23 protein-coding genes are annotated in these 25,386 nt (G+C 58.3%); 16 read left to right on the plus strand and 7 right to left on the minus strand.

What is annotated here, in order from left to right; translation table 11 throughout:
- Window positions 1-41 precede the first annotated feature (41 nt).
- From F0319_RS11240 to F0319_RS11255, 4 genes are all read right to left on the minus strand, one after another.
- Window positions 42-1,559 carry a carbohydrate porin gene (locus F0319_RS11240; protein ID WP_149366951.1) on the minus strand — a complete coding sequence of 506 codons (1,518 nt, stop codon included), beginning with the start codon at window positions 1,557-1,559 and terminating at the stop codon, window positions 42-44.
- A 173-nt stretch (window positions 1,560-1,732) separates the two neighbouring features.
- Window positions 1,733-2,623 (minus strand): aminoimidazole riboside kinase, encoded by an 891-nt coding sequence (locus F0319_RS11245; protein ID WP_149366952.1) that lies wholly within the window; start codon window positions 2,621-2,623, stop codon window positions 1,733-1,735.
- A gap of 88 nt (window positions 2,624-2,711) precedes the next feature.
- Entirely contained in the window at window positions 2,712-3,923 is a 1,212-nt protein-coding gene (locus F0319_RS11250; protein ID WP_111963602.1) for a diguanylate phosphodiesterase, read from the minus strand.
- Between the two features lie 95 nt (window positions 3,924-4,018).
- Window positions 4,019-5,500: an alpha/beta hydrolase gene (locus F0319_RS11255; RefSeq protein WP_149366953.1), complete on the minus strand. Its 1,482-nt coding sequence runs from the start codon at window positions 5,498-5,500 to the stop codon at window positions 4,019-4,021.
- Window positions 5,501-5,766: 266 nt separating this feature from the next.
- On the opposite strand from F0319_RS11255, the gene F0319_RS11260 reads away from it, so the two are divergent.
- From F0319_RS11260 to F0319_RS11290, 7 genes are read left to right on the plus strand one after another with little or no spacing between them, the layout of a single operon-like run.
- The gene (locus F0319_RS11260) at window positions 5,767-6,621 is read left to right on the plus strand and encodes a MurR/RpiR family transcriptional regulator (RefSeq protein WP_111963604.1); all 855 of its coding nucleotides are present in this window, start codon (window positions 5,767-5,769) and stop codon (window positions 6,619-6,621) included.
- 12 nt (window positions 6,622-6,633) lie between these two features.
- Complete coding sequence (gene ddpX, locus F0319_RS11265) at window positions 6,634-7,209, plus strand: D-alanyl-D-alanine dipeptidase (protein WP_111963605.1); 576 nt, start codon at window positions 6,634-6,636, stop codon at window positions 7,207-7,209.
- Between the two features lie 15 nt (window positions 7,210-7,224).
- On the plus strand, window positions 7,225-8,757 hold the full coding sequence (locus F0319_RS11270; RefSeq protein WP_111963606.1) for an ABC transporter substrate-binding protein: 1,533 nt from the start codon (window positions 7,225-7,227) through the stop codon (window positions 8,755-8,757).
- Between the two features lie 22 nt (window positions 8,758-8,779).
- Complete coding sequence (locus F0319_RS11275) at window positions 8,780-9,802, plus strand: ABC transporter permease (protein ID WP_149366954.1); 1,023 nt, start codon at window positions 8,780-8,782, stop codon at window positions 9,800-9,802.
- Entirely contained in the window at window positions 9,799-10,692 is an 894-nt protein-coding gene (gene ddpC, locus F0319_RS11280) for a D,D-dipeptide ABC transporter permease (RefSeq protein ID WP_149366955.1), read from the plus strand. Before F0319_RS11275 ends, ddpC begins: the two co-directional genes overlap by 4 nt.
- Entirely contained in the window at window positions 10,692-11,678 is a 987-nt protein-coding gene (locus F0319_RS11285; RefSeq protein WP_149366956.1) for an ABC transporter ATP-binding protein, read from the plus strand. The genes ddpC and F0319_RS11285 overlap by 1 nt, the downstream gene beginning before the upstream one ends.
- Window positions 11,671-12,600, plus strand: coding sequence for an ABC transporter ATP-binding protein (locus F0319_RS11290; protein WP_149366957.1), 930 nt, complete (start codon window positions 11,671-11,673; stop codon window positions 12,598-12,600). Before F0319_RS11285 ends, F0319_RS11290 begins: the two co-directional genes overlap by 8 nt.
- Here F0319_RS11290 and F0319_RS11295 read toward each other — a convergent pair.
- The gene (locus F0319_RS11295) at window positions 12,597-13,346 is read right to left on the minus strand and encodes an SDR family NAD(P)-dependent oxidoreductase (protein WP_136194908.1); all 750 of its coding nucleotides are present in this window, start codon (window positions 13,344-13,346) and stop codon (window positions 12,597-12,599) included. The two genes, F0319_RS11290 and F0319_RS11295, sit on opposite strands and share 4 nt — an antisense overlap.
- Window positions 13,347-13,461: 115 nt before the next feature.
- Between F0319_RS11295 and F0319_RS11300 the strand changes: the two genes are divergently transcribed.
- Window positions 13,462-14,367, plus strand: coding sequence for a LysR family transcriptional regulator (locus tag F0319_RS11300; protein WP_149366958.1), 906 nt, complete (start codon window positions 13,462-13,464; stop codon window positions 14,365-14,367).
- Between the two features lie 23 nt (window positions 14,368-14,390).
- Here F0319_RS11300 and F0319_RS11305 read toward each other — a convergent pair whose 3' ends face one another.
- Window positions 14,391-14,819, minus strand: a complete 429-nt coding sequence (locus tag F0319_RS11305; protein WP_023311893.1) for an OsmC family protein — start codon at window positions 14,817-14,819, stop codon at window positions 14,391-14,393.
- 115 nt (window positions 14,820-14,934) lie between these two features.
- On the opposite strand from F0319_RS11305, the gene F0319_RS11310 reads away from it, so the two are divergent.
- Window positions 14,935-15,894 carry a hypothetical protein gene (locus F0319_RS11310; protein ID WP_149366959.1) on the plus strand — a complete coding sequence of 320 codons (960 nt, stop codon included), beginning with the start codon at window positions 14,935-14,937 and terminating at the stop codon, window positions 15,892-15,894.
- Between the two features lie 19 nt (window positions 15,895-15,913).
- Here F0319_RS11310 and F0319_RS11315 read toward each other — a convergent pair whose 3' ends face one another.
- Window positions 15,914-16,789, minus strand: a complete 876-nt coding sequence (locus tag F0319_RS11315; protein ID WP_149366960.1) for a LysR family transcriptional regulator — start codon at window positions 16,787-16,789, stop codon at window positions 15,914-15,916.
- A 110-nt stretch (window positions 16,790-16,899) separates the two neighbouring features.
- Between F0319_RS11315 and F0319_RS11320 the strand changes: the two genes are divergently transcribed.
- From F0319_RS11320 to F0319_RS11350, 7 genes are all read left to right on the plus strand, one after another.
- Window positions 16,900-17,751, plus strand: a complete 852-nt coding sequence (locus F0319_RS11320) for a Vmh family MBL fold metallo-hydrolase (RefSeq protein WP_149366961.1) — start codon at window positions 16,900-16,902, stop codon at window positions 17,749-17,751.
- 232 nt (window positions 17,752-17,983) lie between these two features.
- On the plus strand, window positions 17,984-18,199 hold the full coding sequence (gene bdm, locus F0319_RS11325; protein WP_013096534.1) for a biofilm-dependent modulation protein: 216 nt from the start codon (window positions 17,984-17,986) through the stop codon (window positions 18,197-18,199).
- 95 nt (window positions 18,200-18,294) lie between these two features.
- Window positions 18,295-18,432 carry a stationary-phase-induced ribosome-associated protein gene (gene sra / locus F0319_RS11330; protein WP_008501714.1) on the plus strand — a complete coding sequence of 46 codons (138 nt, stop codon included), beginning with the start codon at window positions 18,295-18,297 and terminating at the stop codon, window positions 18,430-18,432.
- 176 nt (window positions 18,433-18,608) lie between these two features.
- Entirely contained in the window at window positions 18,609-20,306 is a 1,698-nt protein-coding gene (locus tag F0319_RS11335; RefSeq protein ID WP_023335794.1) for an NAD-dependent malic enzyme, read from the plus strand.
- Between the two features lie 382 nt (window positions 20,307-20,688).
- Entirely contained in the window at window positions 20,689-22,401 is a 1,713-nt protein-coding gene (locus F0319_RS11340) for an ABC-F family ATP-binding cassette domain-containing protein (RefSeq protein WP_149366962.1), read from the plus strand.
- Between the two features lie 198 nt (window positions 22,402-22,599).
- Window positions 22,600-23,610 carry an alcohol dehydrogenase AdhP gene (adhP, locus tag F0319_RS11345; protein ID WP_115875167.1) on the plus strand — a complete coding sequence of 337 codons (1,011 nt, stop codon included), beginning with the start codon at window positions 22,600-22,602 and terminating at the stop codon, window positions 23,608-23,610.
- Between the two features lie 150 nt (window positions 23,611-23,760).
- Window positions 23,761-25,380: a TIGR04028 family ABC transporter substrate-binding protein gene (locus F0319_RS11350; RefSeq protein WP_149366963.1), complete on the plus strand. Its 1,620-nt coding sequence runs from the start codon at window positions 23,761-23,763 to the stop codon at window positions 25,378-25,380.
- Window positions 25,381-25,386 lie beyond the last annotated feature (6 nt).

Genomic DNA, 25,386 nt, shown 5'->3' on the forward strand with positions numbered 1-25,386 from the left:
ATGATGTACGAAACGCTCCCGCCAGGCGGGAGCGTGATGGGTTAAAACCAGGTTTCCATCTGGACCCCAAAGTTCCATTCCCCGCCGGCGTTGAAGCCGCTGCTGCCAAAGGCATCATCGCTGGCGTAATGATCCAGTTTGCTGCTCCAGTCCATCCAGGTGGCAAACAGGCGCAGCTCAGGACGGCTGAAGAAATCGCCGATTTTGCTCGCTTTTAAGGTTGGCGCAAAGGTCAGCTTGTAGAAACTGCCGTTGACGGCGTTGCGATCCTTATAGCCTTCCGGATTTAAATCCATGTACTGATAGCTTCCCTCAAACGCCAGCGCGAAATTCTGGGTGACCTCTTTGATCAGGCGGGTATTGAGCGTTACCCACTCATAGCTATCGCCCTTGACGTAGCGATCTTTACTGCTCTGTGCCAGAACGGCGGGCGCAACGCTCCAGCCACCGCCGATCGGCGTGACACCGTAACTTGCGAAGCGCCAGGTATCCGCCTCAGACAGCAGCGCGCCGTCGGAGCCGATGCTTTTCACCTCCGCACCCAGCCCGTGACCATACAGCAGCGCCGTTTTGGCAGTCCCTTCGCGCAGGCCGTAGAAGCTATCATTATGCAAGCCTACCAGGGCATGAACGCCGTGATTGGCGGCATCCGTTTTAATCAGATCGCCGTTAGTGTCTTTACGGTCGTCGTTATCCTTCGCCCGCAGGCCGCTCACCATCAGCTGGAACGGGCCGGCGAAGTGGTTCATGCTGAGAATATAGTTTTGAACGTTGTTGTCGGTCTGCTCCACGCTGCCGAAGTTGCGGCCGTAAATGGAGAAGTTACTGCGCAGCGAATCGTTCCATTTCACGTCGTAGACGCCGCCGCCGGTACCGGCCAGGAACACCACGTCGGAGTCCAGCCAGTGAATGTCAAAGTTGTCGCGGTCGAAGCGTTTACCTGCCCAGAAGGTACTGCCCTTCAGCGCGCCGGTAAAATCAGGCAGGTTGCCCAGCTCCGCGAAAGCCTGGCGAATATTGAGATCGCTGGTATCGGCTGACCAGTCGTTATAGGTTCTCTGACCGTCGGCCAGCATCGCCTTGAAGCGCGTGGTCGCCCCGTTATCCAGGGTTTGCTTGTGCTCCAGGTTCAGCTCGACGTAGGTGTCGGCTTCGTTCCCCAGACGCCCTACCGCGCCGCCGGTTTCTCCGGCTGGGGTCAGATAAGGGCCGCTTTTGCTGCTGGAGGCCGCATCGTTCATCAGCAGGCCAGAGCGGGCATAGCCGTGGAACTCAAACCCGCCGGTCTGATCCGCCTTCTTCTCCAGCGCGGTGGTGCGCTGCGCTACCGCCTGAGTTGTCGTTTGCGTCTGCTGCTGAGCGGCAACCAGCTGCTGCGTTTTTTGTTCCGCATCGGCGGCGCGTTTTTCAGCCACCTGCGCACGCGTTTCCGCCGCCTGGAGGCGCTGCTCCATCGCGGCAAGACGCGCTTCGATACTTGTCATATCCGTTTGGGCAAAAACAGAGGTACTTCCGGCCAGCATGCCTATCATCACGGCAAGTCTGCGTTTTTTATACATTTTGTCGCATCCCTAAAAGAAGTCATTAAACGTGCTAAATTGCTAAACCGGTTTAGGTTGCTGATACTAAACCTGTGAATTTTGGATCGGCAATCTTTTTTGCTAAACCGTTTTAGTAAGTGTGATCGAGGCGACAATTCAGGCCGCCGGATGGCGGCCAGTGAAGGGAGGAATTACAGTTCGTGCTGCCACGGCAAGGCGGTCATCGCCCCTTTGGCCGTGGTGGCTAATGCGCCGCAGCGCTGGGCTAAGGCGATGACCGGCGTCAGGTCCTGCCCGGCAGCCAGCCCGTAGAGCAGCCCCGCCACAAAGGCATCGCCCGCGCCGGTGGTATCGACACACTCAACGGGCGTTGCCGGATAGTGCTCCACGGCGCCGTCATGCCAGGCGATGACGCCCTCTTTACCCTGAGTGACCAGCACCAGACGCGCCGGGCAGCGCTCCATCAGCACTTCCAGACCGACGTTGACCTCCGCGCTGCCGGTGAAAAAGGCCAGCTCTTCTACCGAAAGTTTCACCACGTCGGCGCTTTGCAGGGCCTGCTCCAGGCAGCCATGCAGTGTGTTCTCATCCGGCCAGAGGTCCGGGCGAATATTGGGGTCGAAGCTGACGTAACCGCCCGCTTCACGGATGGCGGCCATCGCCTCAAATGTCGCCGTACGGCTCGGCTCTGCGCTTAGCGCGATAGAGCAGACGTGCAGCCACTCTCCGGCGCTAAACGGTGGCAGATCGGCGGGTTCCAGAAACAGATCGGCGCTCGGGCGCACCATGAACGTAAACGAGCGCTCGCCATGGTCGTCCAGATCGACCACTACCGTTGAGGTGCGGTGCGCCGGGTCAAGGCGCATCCACGTCACGTCAACCCGCTCGTCAGCGAGCGTTTTCGCCATAAAGCGCCCGAAAGGATCGTCGCCAACCCTGCCGATAAAGGCGCTCTGGCCGCCGAGCCGGGCAATTCCGACCGCAACGTTTGCCGGTGCGCCGCCGGGACACTGCAACAATCTGCCTTCTCCATCGGGCAGCAAATCCACTACCGCATCGCCAAGTACCCAGATTTTCTTCATGTGATCCTCTTAGCTAAACTATGTTAAACCGTTTTAGCTATTTAAGCACAGGCCGTGCAAAGGGGAAATAACGGGAGGGAAAATTGCCTTACCGCACCAGATGCGGCCAGTAGATATCGCCGACGCCATTAAGCTGCGGCCGGGCAAACAGGAAGCCCTGGAAACGACGGATACCGGCGGATTCAAGCCAGCACCACTCTTCTATTTTCTCAATGCCTTCAGCCACCAGGGTGATTTCCAGATCGGAGCAACAGCTGATGATGGAGCGCACGATCGCCTGCTTCGGGCCGCTCAGGTGGATGTTGCTGACAATTTCGCGGTCGATTTTAATTTTGTCAGGCTGGAAGCGGGTCAGCAGCGAAAGCCCGGCATAGCCCGAACCAAAATCATCGATCGCCAGGCCAATCCCCTCGCCGCGAAGCTGCTTAATGGCGCTGTTAAACTGGTTGAACCCGGAGATCATCTCGTTTTCAGTGACTTCAATGACCACCTGCTCCGGCTGAAGGCCATGCTTTTTAATCTGATTGACCAGAAATTCCACCGCGCCAGGGACATTAACCAGCGACATGGGTAGCAGGTTTACCGCGATTTTATGGCTGCCAATGCCCAGCTTTTCCGCCAGCGCAAAGGCATACGCTTTTGTCTGGAGATCGACTTCGTAGACGTTGTCCGGGTTGACAGTGCTGAAGAAATGCTCCGGGCTGCCGCCGTCGTTGCCGCGGATAAGCGCCTCAAGGGAGCTGATCTTCCCTTCCGAGGGCTCGACAATAGGCTGCAGCGCAAACTGGCAGGTTTGCCCGACAATCAGGCCCAGATGCTCACCAAAGGGTAACGTTTCGGTCGAGAGCGTCCATTTGTCCGGGGTGTAGCGTGCCCCCGACGGGGCCGGACGTTTACCGGTTATAAAGGTCTGAATAAATTTGAACACCCGATCGTCGGAGGTCAGATAGCTCTCCAGCTTGCTGTAGCGCAGCACCGACTGCAGCACCTCTTTCGGCGACTGCATTTGCAGATCGAACAGCAGCATGCCGACGTTTTCGAAGCGTCTGCGCGGACCATAGTCCCGCAGCAGTTCAACCACCCCGCTGTGCCGCTTGTCCTCACGGATGGTGTGGAACAGTTTGACCACACTCTCTTCCGACCCTTCGAGGATCTGCAGAACGTCGTTCCCTTTAGCAAGGAGGACGCCGGTGATATTCAGTTTTGCATTGCGGCCCCTGGCGCGCTCCACCAGCTCCCGCAGTTCAGTGGTCGGGGGGGATAAATTCAACTGGCTTCGGTAGATCAGAGTCGTCAGCACAAAAATGGGTTCCGATGAGAAAGAGAGGTGCTTTGAAGCTTCTATTTAACATACTTAATCAATGCGACCTAACTTATTCACACCACAAAGGAACGTTACTTTCCCCCGTCGCCAATCCGGCTGTCGATCCTCTCCTGCATATAGTCGTAGAACGGGTTCGAGGTGACCCGCATCAGCGCTTCTTTTCCGACGCTCAACACGGACGTTTCTCCCCAGAGCGCAATCGTCCCGAGGCTGATGCCGTAGCGGTTTTTCACTGCAGGTTCACGACCATAAAGATCGTCATCCGGCGGGAACGGCACCGCAACGTGCGACAGGGAATAGACATCCTGCGGCCAGGACTGCGCAAGCGGCACGACCGTCTCCTGCGTGCTGCCTGCTGGAGTGATTTTCGCCACCGTCGAGAAACTGTGCTCGCCAGCATTGGTAATAATAGTGACACTGTAACGCCTTTGCGCAACCGGCAGTAGGGCCGAGGTAGCCGTCCACGACGACGGTTTGAACAGCGGGCGGAAGCTCGCCGCCTGGTTGATGTCAAACACCACCAGCTCGCTGCCGTTTGCGGGAAGCTGGTCGAACAGGCCGGTCACCACCGCGCGGGTGCTGACCGTAGAATCCATGACCGACTGGAACGCCAGCACCGGCGGCAATTTCGCCAGCCTGTTTACCCGCGCCTCACGGCCAATCTGCTCCTGCAGGGCCTTCGTCAGCAGCCACGACTGGCGAGCGGCGTTAACCGGGAAAGAATTGTATTTATACGGGTTATATTCCGGCGCAATATTCAGCCAGGCTGCTTTAGCAAACGCCGGCAGCAGCGCCGGTAACCCGGCGAAACCGGCAAAGCGCGCAAAGGACGTCACGCCGATCATCGGTGAGAGCAGGATCACCTGCTGGGGTTTACGCAGCGCAGAAGTGTCAAGCGCATCGAGGGTATATTTCATCGCCAGCGCCCCGCCGTTGGAGTAGCCCACCAGATGCAAAGGCACAGCCTCACCCGCCAGGCGCGTGGCTTCCCGCACCGCAAGACGCGTCGCCGCCAGCCACATTTCCCAGTCAACGTCCGTCAGCGCACCGGGCGCGGTGCCGTGCCCGGGTAGACGCGGGACCACGGCCACAAAGCCGTGCTGTTGATAGTTCACGGCAAGGCGTCGGACGCTGTAAGGCGAGTCCGTCAAACCGTGCAGCAGCACCACCGCGCCGCGTGGCTTTCCGGCCGGCATCAGCACAAAGGAGCGGTTGGCATCGGGGGCAAACTGACCGGGCCACACCAGGCTCTGGCGGTAGTAGCGGTTTAACGGGGTTTGTTCCTCGCCCGCTGTTTTCGCCGTCACCGCGTTATCCAGATCGGTGAAAATCGACTTTTCCCGGGCCTGATACCCGGCAAAGTCGGTGTTGTCCATCTCGCGCGCGGACATCTCATTGGCCCGCCAGGTGTGCCACAGGTGCAGTTCCGGCCCCTGCTGCGAGAGATAGACCCGCACCGCCAGCAGGACGACCAGTACGATCCCCACGACCATTCCTGTTTGCTTTGCAAGCGCGATCAGGCGCACGCTGACTCGCCAGGGCAGATTTGCCATGCCGGGATCCCTTTTATATTCACAGTACATCTATCTTATCAAAAATGTGAACGGACTGACGTATTCACCAAATTCATACCTGCCCGCTCAGCCAGTGCACCAAAAGTGAACTACGCTGCACAAATGTTGATCATTGGTTAACTAAATATTGCATGAAGTTTACTGCGCAGCGGGTTTTCGCCCGCCTGTGAATATGGCACGCGTCATGCATTGTTAATTGGGTAACACAAAATCAGCTTTTGACAGCCTGTTAACAGCGAGGCGGTATGACGACGAAACCTGAGATGTTGAGCCGTATCGAAGCGACCTTCAGCCAGCTCACGCCCAGCGAAAAGCGGGTCGGAAGCTGGCTGCTGGCGCACGCCGCGCAAATCCCGTTTGAAACGGCGGAAAGTGTGGGTCAGGCGAGCGGGACCAGCGGAATTACCGTCGGACGCTTCCTGCGCAAGCTGGGGTACCGCAACCTGGAAGATGCCAAAAAAAGCCTGCGCGATCCGTATCAGCCCTGGGGCATGAACGAGCGGCTCGACTCCTGGCAGCAGCAGCGCCCTCTTTCCAGCCGCCTTCAGCACGCCCTGTCGCTGGAAGTGGATGCCATCACGCAGGTGTACCAGCTGGCGCAAACGGACGCCTTCCGCCAGGTGGTACACCATCTGGCCCACGCGGACGCGGTCTTTGTGCTGGGGATCCAGTCCACGCGCGGGATCGCCAACGCCTTCTTCAGCCACCTTGAATACCTCCGCCCGCGGGTGAGCTACTCCGAAGGGGCATCCGGCAGCTGGGTGGAATCCCTGAACTCGGGGTTCTCGCACCCTTATGTCGTGCTGACAGATACGCGTACCTACTCCGCAATGGCGCGCCAGTACTGCCGCGTCGCGAGCGAGAAAGGCATTCCGCTGGCCTTAATCACCGACATCTGGTGCCCGTGGGCGCGGGATTACCCGATGGATTTGCTGCAGGTGAAAACCGATACCGGTCATTTCTGGGATTCACTTGCCCCCGTAAGCTGCCTGTTCAACCTGCTGCTGTCGGGCGTGGTGGAAGCGCTGGGTGATGCGCTTCCGGCTCGTCTGGCGGTAAACCGACAATTACAACAAGAGTTTGGTCAATTCGAACGCTAAAGGAGCGGAGCTATGCCCGTAGAGAGTGAACTGATTGATGTGGCGAAGACATTCCCCACGCTGCATATCGATCTGAAATACGCCACCGCCGACAACATCACCGGCCGCCCGATCTATCAGGAGGCGCTGTGCCTGCTGCATACCGATGCCGCTACCGCGCTGGCAAAAGCCATCAGCATTGCCACGCTGGCCGGGCTGAAGCTGGTGGTCTACGACGCCTATCGGCCGCAGCAGGCGCAGGCTCAGCTGTGGGAGGCCTGCCCCAACCCGGAATACGTGGTCGACGTGGCGATTGGCTCCAACCACAGCCGCGGCACGGCCATCGACGTCACCCTGATGGACGAACATAACGCCGTGCTGGATATGGGCGCCGGTTTTGACGAAATGCATGACCGATCGCATCCGTATCACCCCTCCGTACCGCCGCACGCCCAGCGTAACCGTCTGCTGCTGAACGCCATCATGTTTGGCGGCGGTTTTGTGGGTATCAGCAGCGAATGGTGGCACTTCGAACTGCCGAACGCCGCCAGCTACCCGCTGCTTGACGACCGTTTTGCCTGTTTTCCCCTGACGCACACCTCTCTTTGAACCTGGAGCACTGCCATGAAAACATCGCTTCTCTCGACCATCATTGCCGCCACGCTGGCCCTGAGCGCACCGCTGGCGCTGGCTGCCGTCCCGAAAGACATGCTTGCGATCGGTAAAGCCGCCGACCCGCAAACGCTCGATCCGGCCATCACCATTGATAACAACGACTGGACCGTCACCTATCCGTCCTACCAGCGTCTGGTCAAGTACAAGCCAGGCTCTACCGAGGTGGAAGGCGATCTGTCGACGGGCTGGAAAGCTTCCGACGACCAGAAAGAGTGGACCTTCACCCTGGCGGATAACGCCAAATTTTCCGACGGCACGCCGGTTACCGCCGAGGCGGTCAAACTATCCTTTGAGCGCCTGCTAAAGCTCAGCCAGGGGCCGTCTGAAGCCTTCCCGAAAGATCTGAAAATAGATGCCGTTGATGACCATACGGTGAAGTTCACCCTCAGCCAGCCGTTCGCGCCTTTCCTCTACACCCTGGCAAACGACGGGGCGTCCATCATTAACCCGGCGGTGCTGAAGGCCAATGCCGCAGACGATGCGCGCGGTTTTCTGGCGCAAAACACCGCCGGTTCCGGGCCGTTTATGCTCAAAAGCTGGCAGAAAGGCCAGCAGCTGGTGCTGGTACCAAACCCGCACTGGTCTGGCGACAAGCCGCACTTTAAGCGCGTCTCGGTAAAAATTATCGGTGAGAGCGCGTCGCGCCGTCTGCAGCTTTCCCGCGGTGACCTGGACATTGCCGACTCCCTGCCGGTCGATCAGCTGGCGGCCCTGAAGCAGGAAGGCAAAGTCGCCGTCGCCGAATACCCGTCCCTGCGCGTGACCTACCTCTACCTCAACAACAGCAAAGCGCCGCTCAATCAGGTGGATTTACGCCGCGCGGTCTCCTGGGCGACGGACTATCAGGGGATGGTGAAAGGCATTCTGAGCGGCAACGGCAAGCAAATGCGCGGCCCGATCCCGGAAGGCATGTGGGGTTTTGACGCCGCGGCTATGCAGTACAGCCTCGACGAGGCCAAAGCTAAAGCAGCCCTGGAGAAGGTCAAAGACAAGCCCGCCAGCCTGACCTTCCTCTACTCGGACAACGATCCAAACTGGGAGCCTATCGCCCTCTCAACCCAGGCCAGCCTTGGCAAGATCGGCATTAACGTCAAGCTGGAGAAACTGGCCAACGCCACCATGCGCGACCGCGTCGGCAAAGGCGATTACGACATCGCCATCGGCAACTGGAGCCCGGACTTTGCCGACCCGTATATGTTCATGAACTACTGGTTCGAATCGGATAAAAAAGGGCTGCCGGGCAACCGCTCGTTCTATGAGAACAAAGAGGTCGATTCCCTGCTGCAGGCCGCGCTGAAAACCACCGACCAGGCGGAACGCACCAAAGATTACCAGCAGGCGCAAAAGGTGGTTATCGACGAAGCGGCATACGTTTATCTGTTCCAGAAGAACTACCAGCTGGCGATGAACAAAGAGGTCAAAGGCTTCACCTTTAATCCGATGCTCGAGCAGGTGTTCAACATCGCCACCATGAGCAAGTAACCGTTTCGCCGGGGGAAAGCGTATGACGTTCTGGAGCATAGTGCGCCAGCGCTGCTGGGGGTTACTCCTGGTGGTGGCCGGTGTCTGTATTATCACCTTTATTATTTCGCACCTGATCCCCGGCGATCCGGCCCGTCTGCTGGCCGGCGATCGCGCCAGCGACGACATCGTGCAGAACATCCGCCAGCAGTTAGGGCTGGACCAGCCCCTGTACGTTCAGTTTGGCCGCTACGTTGACGCCCTGGCCCACGGTGATTTAGGCACGTCCATCCGTACCGGTCGTCCGGTTGCGGAAGACCTGAAGGCCTTTTTCCCCGCCACGCTGGAGCTGGCCTTTTGTTCACTCCTGCTGGCGCTGGTCATCGGCGTGCCGCTGGGGATTTTATCGGCGGTGTACCGCAACCGCTGGCTGGATCACCTGGTACGTTTAATGGCGATGACTGGCATCTCCACCCCGGCCTTCTGGCTTGGGCTGGGCGTCATCGTGCTGTTCTACGGGCACCTGCAAATCCTGCCGGGCGGCGGCAGGCTGGACGACTGGCTCGATCCACCGACGCACATCACCGGCTTTTATCTGCTGGACGCGCTCCTTGAGGGCAACGGCGAGGTCTTTTTCAATGCGCTGCAGCACCTGATTTTACCCTCGCTGACGCTGGCATTTGTCCACCTGGGCATCGTCGCACGCCAGGTCCGTTCGGCGATGCTGGAGCAGCTTAGCGAGGACTACATTCGCACGGCCCGCGCCAGCGGCCTGCCCGGCTGGTATATCGTCCTGCGCTACGCCCTGCCGAATGCGATGATCCCGTCGATTACCGTGCTCGGGCTGGCGCTGGGGGATCTGCTGTACGGCGCCGTACTGACCGAAACCGTCTTTGCCTGGCCGGGCATGGGCGCCTGGGTGGTGACGTCCATTCAGGCGCTCGATTTCCCTGCCGTGATGGGCTTTGCCGTCGTTGTTTCGCTGGCCTACGTGCTGGTTAATCTGGTGGTCGATCTGCTTTACCTGTGGATTGACCCGCGAATCGGGCGCGGAGGTGCCGAATGATGTTAACGCAGGAAACGCCCGTCCCGGTTAAAACCGCCAGACAACGCATCAACTGGGCAAAGCTGTTCTGGATGCTGCGTCAAAGCCCGCTCACGATCGTTGGCGGCATCATTATGCTCGTGATGCTTTTCATTATGGTGGCCGCGCCGTGGATAGTGCCGCACGACCCGAACGCGCTGGATCTGACCGCCCGCCTGCAGGCGCCTTCTGCACAGCACTGGTTTGGCACCGACGAGGTGGGCCGCGATCTGTTCAGCCGCGTGCTGGCGGGCAGCCAGCAGTCCATTACCGCCGGGCTGGCGGTGGTGGTAATTGCGGGCGGCATCGGCTCGCTGCTGGGCTGTCTGTCCGGCGTGCTGGGCGGACGCGGCGACGCCGTCATCATGCGGGTAATGGACATTATGCTCTCCATTCCTTCCCTGGTGCTGACCATGGCGCTGGCCGCCGCGCTGGGGCCGAGCCTGTTTAACGCCATGCTGGCAATTGCGATTGTCCGCATTCCGTTCTACGTCCGCCTGGCGCGCGGCCAAACCCTGGTGGTGCGCCAGTTTACCTACGTGCAGGCCGCCCGCACCTTTGGCGCCTCCCGCTGGCATTTGATCCGCTGGCATATCCTGCGCAACGCCCTGCCGCCGCTGATCGTGCAGGCGTCGCTGGACATCGGCAGCGCCATCCTGATGGCCGCCACGCTGGGGTTTATTGGCCTGGGGGCGCAGCAGCCGACCGCCGAATGGGGCGCGATGGTGGCCGTCGGCCGTAACTACGTTCTGGACCAGTGGTGGTACTGCGCCTTTCCCGGTGCGGCGATTTTGATAACCGCCGTGGGCTTTAACCTGTTTGGAGACGGTATTCGCGATCTGCTGGATCCGAAGTCAGGAGGGAAACAGTGATGACCGACCCGGTACTCAAGATTGAAGACCTGCACCTGAGCTTCCCGATTTTTCGCGGCGAGGTCCACGCGCTTAACCACGTCTCGCTGGAGATCGGCAGGGGTGAAATTGTCGGCGTGGTGGGCGAATCCGGTTCCGGTAAATCGGTGACCGCCATGCTCGCCATGCGTCTGCTGCCGGAAGGCAGCTACCGCATTCATCACGGCCAGGTGAAATTACTCGGCGAAAACGTCCTGACGGCGTCCGAGAAACAGCTTCGCCAGTGGCGCGGCGCAAAGGTGGCGATGATTTTTCAGGAGCCCATGACCGCCCTTAACCCGACGCGGCGGATTGGCAAACAGATGGTGGAGGTAATTCGCCAGCATCAACCGCTTTCCAGGCGTGAGGCGCAGCAGAAGGCGATTACCCTTCTGGAAGAGATGCAAATACCCGACGCGAAGCAGGTCATGGCGCGCTATCCGTTTGAACTGTCCGGCGGCATGCGCCAGCGGGTGATGATCGCCCTTGCCTTCTCCTGCGAGCCGGAGCTGATTATCGCCGACGAACCGACCACCGCGCTGGACGTCACCGTCCAGCTGCAGGTGCTGCGCCTGCTGAAGCACAAGGCGCGGGCCAGCGGCACCTCGGTGCTGTTTATCAGCCACGATATGGCCGTGGTGTCCCAGCTCTGCGACAGAATGTACGTGATGTATGCGGGCAGCGTGATCGAGAGCGGCACCACGCAAACGCTGATCCACCAGCCTGTGCATCCTTACTCCATCGGCCTGCTGCAGTGCGCGCCGGAAAACGGCCAGCCGCGCGCCCCGCTTCCCGCCATCCCCGGCACGGTGCCCAACCTCAGCCAGCTTCCGCAGGGTTGCGCGTTCCGCGAGCGCTGCTTTGCCGCCGGGGCGAAATGCAGCGAAACCCCACGCTTAGCGCCCACTGGCGCAGAAGGCCAACAGGCCGCCTGCTGGTATCCACAACGGGAGAAAGCCCATGTCTGATGTACTGCTGGAACTGGATAGCGTGCACGTCAATTTTGCAGCGCGGAAAAACTGGCTGGGGCGCGTGAAGGAAAAGGTCCATGCGCTTAACGGGCTCGACCTTGAGATCCGTCGGGGAGAAACGCTCGGTATCGTCGGGGAATCGGGCTGCGGGAAAAGCACGCTGGCCCAGCTGCTGATGGGCATGCTTAAGCCCAGCACCGGCGCCTGCCAGCGGGCGCACCATGCGGGCGGCATGCAGATGGTGTTTCAGGATCCGCTCTCCTCGCTCGACCCGCGCCTGCCGGTCTGGCGCATCATCACCGAGCCGGTGTGGGTACAAAAGCGCAGCAGCGAGCGCGACCGCCGTCAGCTGGCTGAAAACCTGGCGCTGCAGGTGGGCATTCGCCCGGAGTATCTCGACCGGCTTCCGCACGCCTTCTCCGGCGGGCAGCGTCAGCGCATTGCCATCGCCCGGGCGCTCTCGTCCGATCCGGATATCATCGTGCTTGATGAACCCACCAGCGCGCTGGACATCTCCGTGCAGGCGCAGATCCTCAACCTGCTGGTGACCCTGCAGCAGCAGCGTAATCTGACCTACGTGTTGATCTCGCATAACGTCTCGGTGGTCCGGCACATGAGCGACCGCGTGGCGGTGATGTACCTTGGGCAGATTGTGGAGCTGGGCAGCGCCGCTCAGGTGCTTGGGGAGCCGCGCCATCCTTACACCCGTCTGCTGCTCGATTCGGTTCCCCGCACCGGTGAACCGCTGGATGAGACGCTGGCCTTACGCAAAACGGAGCTTCCCGGCAACCGTCATCTGCCCGAAGGCTGTTTTTTCCGTGACCGATGCCCGATGGCCGCGCAGGGGTGCGAACAGCCCCAGCCGTTACAGCCCTCTCGTGAGGGCCGTGACGTCCGCTGCTGGCGCAGTCTGGGTTAAATTTGCGCCATCCCACCGTCCACGAACAGCTCGGTGGCGTTAATAAAGCTGGCCGCGTCGGAGGCCAGAAACGCCACCGCTTTACCCACCTCACCCGGCGCGCCTAAACGGCCGAGCGGCACCTGTGCGGCCAGCGCGTCGTACAGCCCCTGACGATGTTCTTCCGGCACCAGATCGCCGAGGCCTGGCGTTTTGATCGGGCCCGGGCTGACCACGTTGACCCGGATCCCACGGCCCTGCAAATCCAGCGCCCAGGAGCGGGCAAAGTTGCGCACGGCGGCCTTGCTGGCGCTGTAGACGCTAAAGTTTGCCGTCCCCTTAATGGAGACCGTCGAGCCGGTCAGAATAATCGACGATCCGGCGGAGAGCAGAGGCAGCGCCTTCTGCACCGTAAACAGCACCCCGCGGACGTTGGTGCCGAAAATCCGGTCAAACTGCTCTTCGGTGATCGCGCCCAGCGGCAGCATATCCCCGCCACCCGCATTGGCGAACAGAATATCGAGGCGGCCTTCTTCTTTGGCTATCCGGGCATAGACCTCGTCCAGATCCGCCAGTTTTGACACGTCCGCGCGAATGCCCACTGCCGTTGAAGCAATTTCTGCGACCGCCGCTTCAAGCTCGGCCTGACGGCGTCCGGTGATATACACCTTCGCGCCCTGCGCTGCCAGCTCCTGCGCCGTGGCAAGACCAATGCCGGTGCTGCCGCCGGTGACCAGTGCAATTTTTCCTGAAAGAGTCGTGTTCATGTCATTTACCTTTTGTTGGGTTTGCGTTGGACAAACTTTATCCCTTGCAGGATTAGTGAAAAACCAGCAAAAATGAAAATGACTATTCACATACAGAAATAATCGGGGAAACCTCATGGACCAGCTAATGGCGATGCGCGCTTTTACCCGGGTGGTGGAAACCGGCAGCTTTACCCGCGCGGCGGACTCGCTGAATATGCCGATCGCCACCCTGAGCAAGCTGGTCAAATCACTTGAGGCGCATCTGGAGATACGTCTCCTGCACCGGACGACTCGCCGTGTGGTCGCGACGCCTGAAGGGACGGAATACTATGAAAAAGCGCTCAGGGTCTTGATAGATATCGAAGATATCGACACCGCGTTTCGCGTTTCCCGCGCGACGCCCAAAGGGCATTTACGGGTTGACGTGGGCGGCTCCACCGCTCGGGACGTGCTTATCCCCCTGCTGCCGGATTTTATGCAGCGCTACCCGGAGATCCGCATCGACCTTGGGGTAGCCGATCGTCCGGTGGATCTCATCAGCGGTAACGTTGACTGCGTCATCCGCGGCGGGCCGCTGAACGACTCTACCCTCATCGCCCGCCATATTGGCAACGCCGAAATGGTCACCTGCGCGACGCCGGGTTACCTGAAAAACCATGGCGTTCCGGCCTATCCCCAGGAGCTGTGCAACGGCCACAAGCTGATCAGCTACCTTTCGCCCGTCACCGGGCGGGCATTTCCGTTTCGCTTCAGAAAGAACGGCGAGGCGCTGGAAATCAATATTCCGCACTATCTCGGCGTCAATGAAAGTAATGCCCATCTGGCGGCTGCCGCAGCGGGATTGGGGATCGTTCAAACCTTTGAGTATTCGGCAAAGTCGTATTTGCAGGCGGGAACGCTGACGGCGATCCTGGGCGACTGGCGCCCTGCCGCCTATCCGTTTCATGTAGTTTACCCGCAGAACCGGCATCTGACGCACCGTCTTAAGGTGTTTATTGCGTGGCTGGCGGAGGTGTTCCCCGCCGCGCTGAAGGGGTAGCCGGGCGCGAACCCGGCTGGGGCTTAGTTAAGCTTATAGTCCAGGGTAATCTCGGCTTTCAGGAGCTGCGATACCGGACAGCCCGCTTTTGCTTTCTGAATAATGCCATCGAACTGCTGGGGGGCGATGCCTGGAACGGTGACCTTGCTTTTCAGGGCAACCTTTGTGATGGCAAAGCCGCCGTCGGTTTTATCCAGAGAGACGTCCGCCGTGGTATCAATAGAGTCAGCGGTATAGCCCGCTTCACCGAGCATCAGCGACAGCGCCATCGAAAAACAGGCCGCATGTGCCGCGCCAATCAGCTCTTCGGGGTTGGTCCCCTTTTCACCCTCAAAGCGGGTATTGAAACCATAAGGCTGTTGATTAAGAACGCCGCTCTCGGTGGAAACCGTTCCTTTACCGCGCTTAATGTCGCCAGACCAGTGTGCCGAACCGTGCTTATGAATAGTCATTCTTGCTCTCCTTTTGGCTTACAAAGGGTTAAGTATAGACTACGCATCTGACCCACTCTGGAACACAGACAATTCCAGGACTTTCACCTGCTGAACCGACAAAAAGGATAATGATATGGCGCTAAAAATCAGCATGGCCGTTGCCCTGACCACACTGGCGGTATCGCTGTCTTCACTGGCGAAAACGCCGGAGAATTTTATCTACACCAGCTCCGGCGAGCTCGACGCGGTGTTTCCGCTCGTTGCGCGAAGCGATATCGGCGGCGTGCAGATCGTTTACAACTGGCGCGCGCTTGAGCCTGAGAAGGATCGCTACGATTTCTCGCGCATTGAAAGAGATCTCGCGCGTCTTAAGGCTGCCAGGAAAAAGCTCTTCATCCAGATTCAGGACCGTTTCTTTGAGGCGGATGCGCGCTACGTGCCGGACTATCTGATGCACAATAAGCAATACGGTGGGGGGATTGCGCCGCAGTTCGATAACCCCGGCGAAGGCAAGCCTGTCGGTTCAGGATGGGTGGCTCGTCAGTGGGATCCCGCCGTGCGCCAGCGCTACCAGGCTTTGCTGGCCGCCCTCGCGAAACGCTTTGATGGCGAGGTGTATGGCGTAAACCTGCCCGAAACCGCCATCGATCTCGACGAAAAAAATCCGCCCGCCGGGTTTACCTGCGACAGCTATTTCGCTGGAGAAATGGAAAATCTGGCCTTTGCGCGAAAGGCTTTTAAGAAATCACACGTGGTGCAATACGTGAACTTCTGGCCGTGCGAGTGGGATAATGACCACAACTACATGGGGCGTCTGTTTACGTATGCCAGCGCCAACAATGTCGGTCTGGGTGGGCCGGACATTGTTCCCAACCGCAAGGCACACATGAAGAATGCCTATCCCTTCTTCCATAAAAATAAACAGACGCTGCCGCTCATCGCCATGGCGGTTCAGGAACCGACCCTGACCTATAAAAATCCTGAGACCGGCAAGCCCTTCACCAAAGCAGAATTTGATCGGTTCGCGGAAAATTATCTCGGGGCGGATATTATTTTCTGGAGCACATCCTCTCCCTGGCTAAAGGCAAAATAATCACCCGTCAACCCTGCTCTTAAGCCAGGTAGCGGGCCAATTCGTCGAGAAACACGCGCAGCGCGGCAGGCTGATATTCCCGTGACTGATAAATGCCATGGATGGCAAGCGGTTTCGGCTCCAGCGTTTCCAGTATCGGTACCAGCAATCCCTGATCCAGCGCGGCACGCGCCTCGCGCTCCGGCAGCATGGCAATACCACAGTGCTTAATCGCCGCGTCCATCAACAGCGAAGAGATGCTGGCGCTCAGGTTGCCGCTGACTGCCACGCTCAGGCTTTCTCCTTCCGGCGTCAGGAAGTGCCAGGACTGCCCGGCAAAAAAGCTGTAATGCAGGCAGTTATGCCGGGCTAATTCTTCGGGGCTGACGGGGATACCGTGTTGTGTCAGATACTCCGGCGAGGCGCAAAGCACCGAGCGGCACTCCCCCAGCCGGCGGGCAATCATGCCGGGTTCAGGGTTATCGGTAATACGTACGGCGACATCAATGCGCTCTCCCACCAGGCTAACCGGGTGGTTATTCACGTCCAGCTCGATGCGCAGCTGCGGGTAGCGCGCGAGCAGACCGGGCAGCACCGGCGCAATCAGATGCATGGCGGTAAAGTGCGCGCATGCCACCCGCAGGGTGCCGGACGGCAGATCTTTTTCAGACTGGCCTTCAATTTCCTGAGAGATCTGCGAGAGGGTCCGCGTTTTTTGCAGCACCTTTTCGCCTGCTGCGGTCAGCGTCAGCTTGCGCGTGGAGCGGTTTACCAGCCGCGTGCCCGCCCACTTCTCCATTTGTTCAAGGTACCGGCTGACCATCGGTCGGGAAATACCCAGCGCGCGGGCTGCAGCGCTCAAACTCCCCAGCTCGCATATCCGGTTGTAAACCTGAGCGGCAATAACGCGATCCATATAAGCTCCATTTGCTCGATTTATGAAACTAAGCATGTCTTGTTTCAGGAATTCTGGCAAATGCGAATTTCCGTACAATAGAGACATTCCTGAACAACAGAGACAACAGCATGAAATTAACTCACCTTGCCCTGCTTTCCACCCTTTTCACACCCGCTGTTTTTGCCGCGCCGTTGACCATTGACACCTATAACCCGCAGGAGAAAGGCATTTTCGCTGTCTCCTCCACCCTGGTTTCCGGCCCGAAAGAAGCCGTACTGTTTGACGCGCAGTTCAGCGTGAAGGATGGCGAAGCGCTGGTAGAGAAAATTCGCCGCAGCGGTAAAACCCTGAATAAGATTGTGATCACCTCCGGCGATCCGGATTTCTATTTTGGCCTGCAGCCGCTGGTTAAAGCCTTCCCGAACGCCAAAGTCGTGGCCACGCAGCACGTGGTTGACCACATCAAGGCCACCAAAGACGCCAAGCTCGCCTTCTGGGGTCCACAAATGAAAGACGGCGCACCGACCGAGCTGGTCGTCCCACAGGTGCTCGCCTCCACCACGTTTATGGTTGACGGTGAGAAGATCGACATCGAACAGCCTGACTGCTACGCGGCCTATGTGTGGATCCCGTCAGCGAAAACCATCCTCGGCGGCACCGGGGTAGCCTGGGGGATTCACGTCTGGACGGCAGACACCCAGACGGCGGAAAGCCGTAAGCAGTGGCAGGAAACGCTGGTGAACATGGCGGCGCATAAACCCGAGCGCGTGATTCCGGGTCACTATCTGGGTACCCCGCCAGCCGGGACAGGGGCGATTGATTTTACCCGCGACTATCTGCAGCATTTTGAACAGGCGTTATCGGCACATAAAGATTCTGCGGGCGTCATCAGCACCCTGAAAAAACAGTATCCAAACCTGGCCGAAGAGAGCTCGCTGGAATTAAGCGCTAAGGTGAATACCGGCGAAATGAAGTGGTAATTTAAATTCTGCTCCTGCTATATTTTCGTGATAGCAGGAGCACCGTTATAATATCCTCTCAACAGCACTTCGATTAACCCCCACATTTCAAAAGCGCATAAAAGCATGCACTTATGTCATTTTTATTTCTAAGATGAATCTGAACCACAACCGGGAAAATATTTGCCATTCTGTTTATGAATTAAATTTTTTGCGAGCCGTACCATTAAACAGAAAACGACACGGAGGCAGCATGTTTACTTATTACCCGGCTAATACCGCAGCAGCACAACCTGAACTCGTTAACGCGATTGCGCAGGGTCTTCACGCCGAGCACGGTGCTGTGACTGAAGATGACATTTTGATGGAACTGACCAAGTGGGTGGAATCCACAGATAATGACATCCTCAGTGACATCTACCAGCAGACCATTAACTACGTCGTCAGCGGGCAAAACGCACCCTTGTAAAAACCTGCTAAGCTGGATCTGCAACCTAAGGGGTTACATTTCGTTTGCGTCAGCAAACTGGTCCTTAAAACTATCAACAGGATTGAGGAGTTAACATGAAATCGAACCGTCAGGCACGCCATATTCTGGGACTGAACTACAAGCTTTCGAATCAGCGTAAAGTGGTGATTGAAGGCGACCACGAAACGCAAGTCACGCACGCCACCGGCAGAAAACGCCACGCCGGCAAGTAAGTTCCAGACTGAGATCCAGAACACCATCGGTAATCCCGGTGGTGTTTTTGTTTATGTGTTGCGGTAATTAATATTTAGCTCCTTTATAATACCGTCGGACCGCACCCCATCGCACAGGCCAGAAAGATGACAAACAGCAGTGTCAGGGACGGATCTTCATAAAAAGAGTGAGTGACATGGACAACAAACTGAAAAAACATCGTTCCTTATACATCCCATACGCCGGACCGGTTTTACTCGAATTCCCCCTGCTCAACAAAGGCAGCGCCTTCAGTATGGAAGAGCGCAGCAGCTTTAACCTGCTGGGTTTACTGCCAGAAGTGGTTGAAACCATCGAAGAACAGGCAGAGCGCGCGTGGATCCAGTACCAGGGTTTCAAAACTGAAATCGACAAACACATTTACCTGCGCAACATTCAGGACACCAACGAAACCCTCTTCTATCGCCTGGTGCAGAACCATCTCGAAGAGATGATGCCGGTGATCTACACCCCTACGGTGGGTGCGGCCTGCGAGCGCTTCTCAGAGATCTACCGTCGCTCCCGCGGGGTATTCATCTCCTATCAGAACCGTCACAACATGGACGATATTCTGCAGAACGTGCCGAACCACAATATCAAAGTCATTGTGGTGACCGACGGCGAACGTATTCTCGGCCTCGGCGACCAGGGCATTGGCGGGATGGGGATCCCAATCGGTAAACTCTCTCTCTATACTGCCTGCGGCGGCATCAGCCCGGCTTATACCCTGCCGGTCGTGCTGGACGTCGGCACCAACAACCAGCAGTTGCTAAACGACCCGCTCTATATGGGCTGGCGCCATCCGCGTATTACCGACGACGAGTACTATCAGTTTGTCGACGACTTCATCCAGGCAGTGAAGCACCGCTGGCCGGACGTTCTGCTGCAGTTTGAAGACTTCGCGCAGAAAAACGCGATGCCGCTGCTGAACCGCTATCGCGATGAGATCTGCTCCTTTAACGACGATATCCAGGGCACCGCAGCCGTGACGGTGGGTACGCTTATCGCCGCCAGCCGCGCAGCCGGCAGCCAGCTGAGCTACCAGAAAATCGTCTTCCTGGGCGCAGGCTCTGCGGGCTGCGGTATTGCCGAGCAGATTATCGCCCAGACGCAGCGCGAAGGCTTAAGCGAAGAGCTGGCCCGCTCCCGCGTCTTTATGGTTGACCGTTTCGGCCTGCTGACCGACGGCATGCCGAACCTGCTGCCGTTCCAGACGAAGCTGGTGCAGAAACGCGAAAACCTGAAAAACTGGGATACCGACAACGAAGTCCTTTCCCTGCTGGACGTGGTGCGCAACGTGAAGCCGGATATTCTGATCGGCGTTTCCGGGCAAACCGGTCTCTTCACCGAAGAGATTATTCGCGAGATGCACAAGCACTGCGAGCGCCCTATCGTGATGCCACTTTCCAACCCGACCTCGCGCGTGGAGGCAACGCCGCAGGACATCATTGCCTGGACCGAAGGTAACGCGCTGGTTGCGACCGGCAGTCCATTCGACCCGGTGGTGTGGAAGGATAAAACCTATCCGATTGCGCAGTGCAACAACTCCTATATCTTCCCGGGCATTGGACTGGGCGTGATCGCCTCCGGCGCGTCCCGCATTACCGATGAGATGCTGATGTCGGCGAGCGAAACCCTCGCGGGCTACTCTCCGCTGGTCAACAACGGTGAAGGGCTGGTGCTGCCGGAGCTGAAGGACATTCACAAGGTGTCGCGCGCGATCGCGTTTGCGGTAGGTAAAATGGCGCAGCAGCAGGGCGTGGCGGTGAAAACCTCTGCCGACGCGCTGCAGCAGGCCATCGACGACAACTTCTGGAAGCCTGAATACCGCAGCTATCGACGTACGTCGATTTAATCCGCTCCGCCCGGTGGCACTTCGCTTACCGGGCCTACGGGCCGGGTGTTTTCCCTCTCCCTGTGGGAGAGGGTCAGGGTGAGGGCAACAGACCGCACCATCGAATACCCACTAGCCAAACCCCTTTTCCCCCGCTACACTCCATTCATCCATTAACCCACTGAATATATAAGGAGGCCAATTATGCTGTATCGTGAAATTTTCAATGTTTCACATACATTTGGTGATCGCACCAGCTCAAGCGTTATCGGTATCGTGCTGCGATAACTTCTGCTTGAGCGAAGACACCAACCCCTGAAATCCCTTCTCTCGGGCTTACTGAGTTATCGTCAGCGATGTTTGACGAGGCATAAACATGCCTGTAACTCTTGGGTAAGCAACAATGAGCACTTTACTCACTGCACAATCTTTACGCGTTGATACGGCGTTTGGCACGCTCTTCGACTCACTCTCCTTTACGCTGAAAAAAGGCGACCGCATTGGTCTGCTGGGCGACAACGGCTGCGGCAAAAGTACGCTGCTGAAGGTGCTGGACGGCACGGATTCCCCTGCGGCCGGAACGGTAGCGTTGGCCGGGCACTGCCTGATGGCGCGGGTGGAGCAACATCTCCCGGACGCTATTTTTCCGCTGACCATGCTGGATGCCGTCCTGGCCCAGTTGCCCTCAACTGAACGGGACAGCCTGCGCTGGAAAGCCGAAACGCTGCTGGCAAGCATGGGCTTCACGCCGCAGGATATGTTGCTGCAATCCTCCACGCTGAGCGGCGGACAGCACACCCGCCTGCTGCTGGCGCGGGCGTTGATTCACGAGCCAGACCTGCTTCTGCTCGATGAACCCAGCAACCACCTTGATTTGCCGACCATGCTCTGGCTGGAATACTTTCTACAGAACTGGTCGGGTAGCTTTGTGCTGGTCTCGCATGACAGACAGCTGCTGGATGCCGTCACCAACGGTAGCTGGATCCTGCGCGATAAAACGCTGCACTACTTTGCCCTTCCCTGTACGGCAGCACGGCAGGCGCTTGACGCCAAAGATGAAAGCGACGCGCAGCGCCATAAGGCGGAGCAAAAGGAGATCGACCGCGTAACCGCAAGCGCCAAACGCCTGGCGACCTGGGGCAAGGTTTACGACAACGAAGACCTGGCCCGCAAAGCCAAACAGATGGAAAAACAGGTCGAACGGCTCAAAGAGAGCCAGACCGCGCTCACGGCGGGCAGCCCGTGGACGTTAACTCTGCGCGGCGACGCGCTGCGGGCGGACCGTCTACTGGAGATGGAAAACATCGGCGTCCCGCCCGCGCCTGGGCTACCGCCGCTGTTTAACATCGAAACGACGCGGCTGAAAAGCGGCGATCGCGTGGCGATTGTTGGTCGTAACGGCTGCGGCAAATCGTCACTGATGAAGCTTATCTGGCGACATTTTACGGATGAACCGGCGGAAAGCGGGCTGAAAATCCATCCGCGCGTGTCGCCTGGCTACTACGACCAGACGCTTCATCAGCTTACAGACAACGCCACGCTTCTCGACGCGCTGGAGCCTTTCGCACCGGATCCGCAGAATCGCAAAATGGCCCTGATAAGCGCCGGGTTCCCGTGGTCCCGCCACGGGCAGAAAGTCAGCACGCTCAGCGGCGGCGAGCGTTCGCGCCTGCTGTTCGTGGGCCTGACGCTTGCCCGCTACAGCCTGCTGATGCTGGATGAGCCAACTAACCACCTTGACATGGAAGGCAAAGAGGCGCTGGCGCAAACCCTTCAGCAGTTTGAAGGCGGCGTTCTGCTGGTCAGCCATGACCGACAGTTAATTAGCCAAAGCTGCAACCGTTTCTGGCTGATTGAAGAGGAAAAGCTGAGCGAGTGGCACGATGCAGAAGCGGTCTTTGAGCGTCTGCGTGAAAGCGCGGGGCTGGTGACATCCACCGCACCTGCTATCACCGCTTCGGCGGTTCAATCCTCGCCGTATGACGATCTGCTCGAACGGTTGGTCGCACTGGAAACGCTGCTGGAAGACGATCTGGCGCGTAAGCCTAAGCATCAAAAGCCGCAGCTGCAGGCTCAATGGCGTAAAGAGATTAAGGAGATAGAAGCACAGCTGTAAGTCTGCGCCCGGCGAGTCTCTCTCGCCGGGCCAGTATTTTCCCCCTAAATTATTAGAGGAACGCCGTATTCTTATTCTGAAAATGGATTAAATAATGACATTATGTTGCCGTTGCCTTGCATTACAGCGCCAAACCACTAATCCTTGAGGAGTATTACACCTGCTATGCAGATACTCATCATGAACAAGGAGATACACATGAAGGCTGCTGTTGTCACTCAGGATCATCAGGTTAATGTCACCGAAAAAACCTTGCGCCCGCTAAAGCACGGGGAAGCTCTGCTGAAGATGGAGTGCTGTGGCGTATGCCATACCGACCTCCACGTGAAGAACGGTGATTTTGGCGATAAAACCGGGGTTATCCTGGGCCATGAAGGGATTGGTATCGTAAAAGAAGTCGGCCCAGGCGTGAAATCGCTGAAAGTCGGCGACCGCGCAAGCGTGGCCTGGTTCTTTGAAGGCTGCGGGCACTGCGAATATTGTAATACCGGCAACGAAACCCTGTGCCGTGACGTGAAAAACGCCGGTTACTCCGTTGACGGCGGCATGGCGGAAGAGTGCATCGTCACCGCGGATTACGCGGTAAAAGTGCCGGACGGTCTGGATTCGGCGGCGGCCAGCAGCATCACCTGCGCCGGGGTCACCACCTACAAAGCGGTGAAGGTGTCCGAAATCAAACCAGGCCAGTGGATTGCGATTTACGGTCTGGGCGGTCTGGGCAACCTCGCGCTGCAGTACGCCAAAAACGTCTTTAACGCCAAAGTCATCGCCCTTGACGTTAACGACGAACAGCTGAAGCTTGCGGCCAGCATGGGTGCGGATCTCACCATCAACTCCCGCAGCGAAGATGCCGCTAAAATTGTGCAGGAGAAAACCGGCGGCGCGCATGCTGCAGTCGTCACTGCCGTCGCAAAAGCCGCCTTCAACTCGGCGGTAGATGCCGTACGTGCCGGTGGCCGCGTGGTCGCGGTTGGCCTGCCGCCGGAAGCGATGAGCCTGGATATTCCGCGTCTGGTGCTGGACGGTATTCAGGTGGTGGGTTCGCTGGTTGGCACCCGTCAGGATCTGCAGGAAGCGTTCCAGTTCGCCGCTGAAGGCAAGGTCGTGCCGAAAGTCACGATGCGTCCTATCGAGGACATCAACGCCATCTTTAAAGAGATGGAACAGGGCCAGATCCGTGGCCGTATGGTGATTGACCTGCGTTCATAATCACCCACCGTTCAATTACCGCTCCTGACAGGGGCGGTTTTTTTATAGCCATTTTCCGGCAATCCTTATCTTAATTCCTTTGTTCCCTTGTTTTCCCCCGCGCCCGATGATGAATCCGACGCTAACAAGAAGATAACAAAGGAATTCACCATGCAAACCCCATTTCGTCTGCCGCTGCTGACGGCGCTGATTCTGACGACCACCGCAGCGTGGGCAGCAGATGCGCCCGTCAAAGGCGGCACGCTGATTTATCTGGAGCAACAGGCGCATACCAACCTTTACCCGCCTGCCGGGGGCTTCTACCCGAACGGCGGCATTCTGAACCAGATCACCGACAAACTGACGTGGCAGAACCCGAAAACGTTACAGGTGGAGCCCTGGGTAGCCGAAAGCTGGACCACCAACGCCGATAAAACCGAATACACCTTTAAGCTGCGTCCCGGCATCACCTTCTCCGACGGCACGCCGCTGGACGCCAACGCCGTAGCGAAGAACTTTGATACCTACGGCTTAGGCAACAAAGCGCAGCGTCTGCCGGTGTCAGAAGTGATCAATAACTACGATCGCAGCGAAGTGGTCGACCAGCTGACCGTGAAGTTCTACTTCAAAAAACCGTCGCCGGGATTCCTGCAGGGCACCGCCACGATTGGCTCGGGCCTGGTCTCGCTCAGCACGCTGAAGCGCAACTTTGAAGAGCTGGGTGACGCCCGGCATATCATTGGCTCCGGCCCGTTTGTGGTGAAGGACGAGAAGCTGGGTCGCGAAGTGACGCTGGAAGCGCGTAAAGACTACCAGTGGGGACCGAAAAAACTGGCGCAGCAGGGGCCGGCCAATCTGGACGGCATCAAGTTTATCGTGACCCAGGAAGACAGCGTGCGCGTCGGCGCCCTGCTGGCCGGTCAGGCCGACTTTATTCGCCAGGTACAGGCGTATGACGAAAAGCAGGCGACAGACCAGGGCTATAAAATCTACGCCGCCCCAACGCGCGGGGTGAACGACAGCATCAGCTTCCGCCCGGATAACCCGCTGGTCTCCGATATTCGCGTCCGCCAGGCGCTGCTGCATGCCACCAACGCAAAACAGGTGGTCGAGACCCTCTTCTCGGCCAACTATCCGCAGGCGAAGTCGGTAATTGCCGATTCTGCCGCCGGTTTTGTCGATCTCAGCGACAAATTGACCTTTGACCCGGCAAAAGCCAACCAGCTGCTGGACGAGGCGGGCTGGAAAGCGGGCAGCGACGGGATCCGCGCCAAAGACGGCCAGCGGCTGGCGCTGACGGTATATGAATCCCTGCCGCAGCCGCAAAACAAAGAGGTGCTGCAGCTGGTTGCCCAGCAGTGGCGTCAGGTGGGCGTGGCGCTGAGCGTGAAGGCCGGCGACGCAGGCAGCCGCACGCTGGATAACCTTGATCCGCTGAAAACCCCGTTAACCGTCTCCGAAGTGGGACGCGCCGATCCGGACGTGGTGAAAAGCATGTTCTACCCCGCTAACCGCGACGCGCTGCTGCAAAAAGGCGGCTCCAGCGACAAGGTCAAAAGCTTCCGTGACGACAAGCTGAATGCGCTGCTGGTAAATATCTCCTCAGAGGTCGATCCGCAAAAACGCCTGCAGCTGACCGGCGACGCCCAGCGCTACCTGCTGGATAACGCCTACGTCATTCCAATTTTCGAGGAGCCGCAGGTCTTTGCCGGTGCGCCGTGGCTAAAAGGCGTCAATTTTGAAGCGGTCGGCCGCCCGTCGTTCTACGGCGCGTGGATTGAGAAACACTGAGGAGCT

Origin of the sequence: Enterobacter vonholyi (assembly GCF_008364555.1) — a bacterium.
GTDB classification, from domain to species: domain Bacteria; phylum Pseudomonadota; class Gammaproteobacteria; order Enterobacterales; family Enterobacteriaceae; genus Enterobacter; species Enterobacter vonholyi.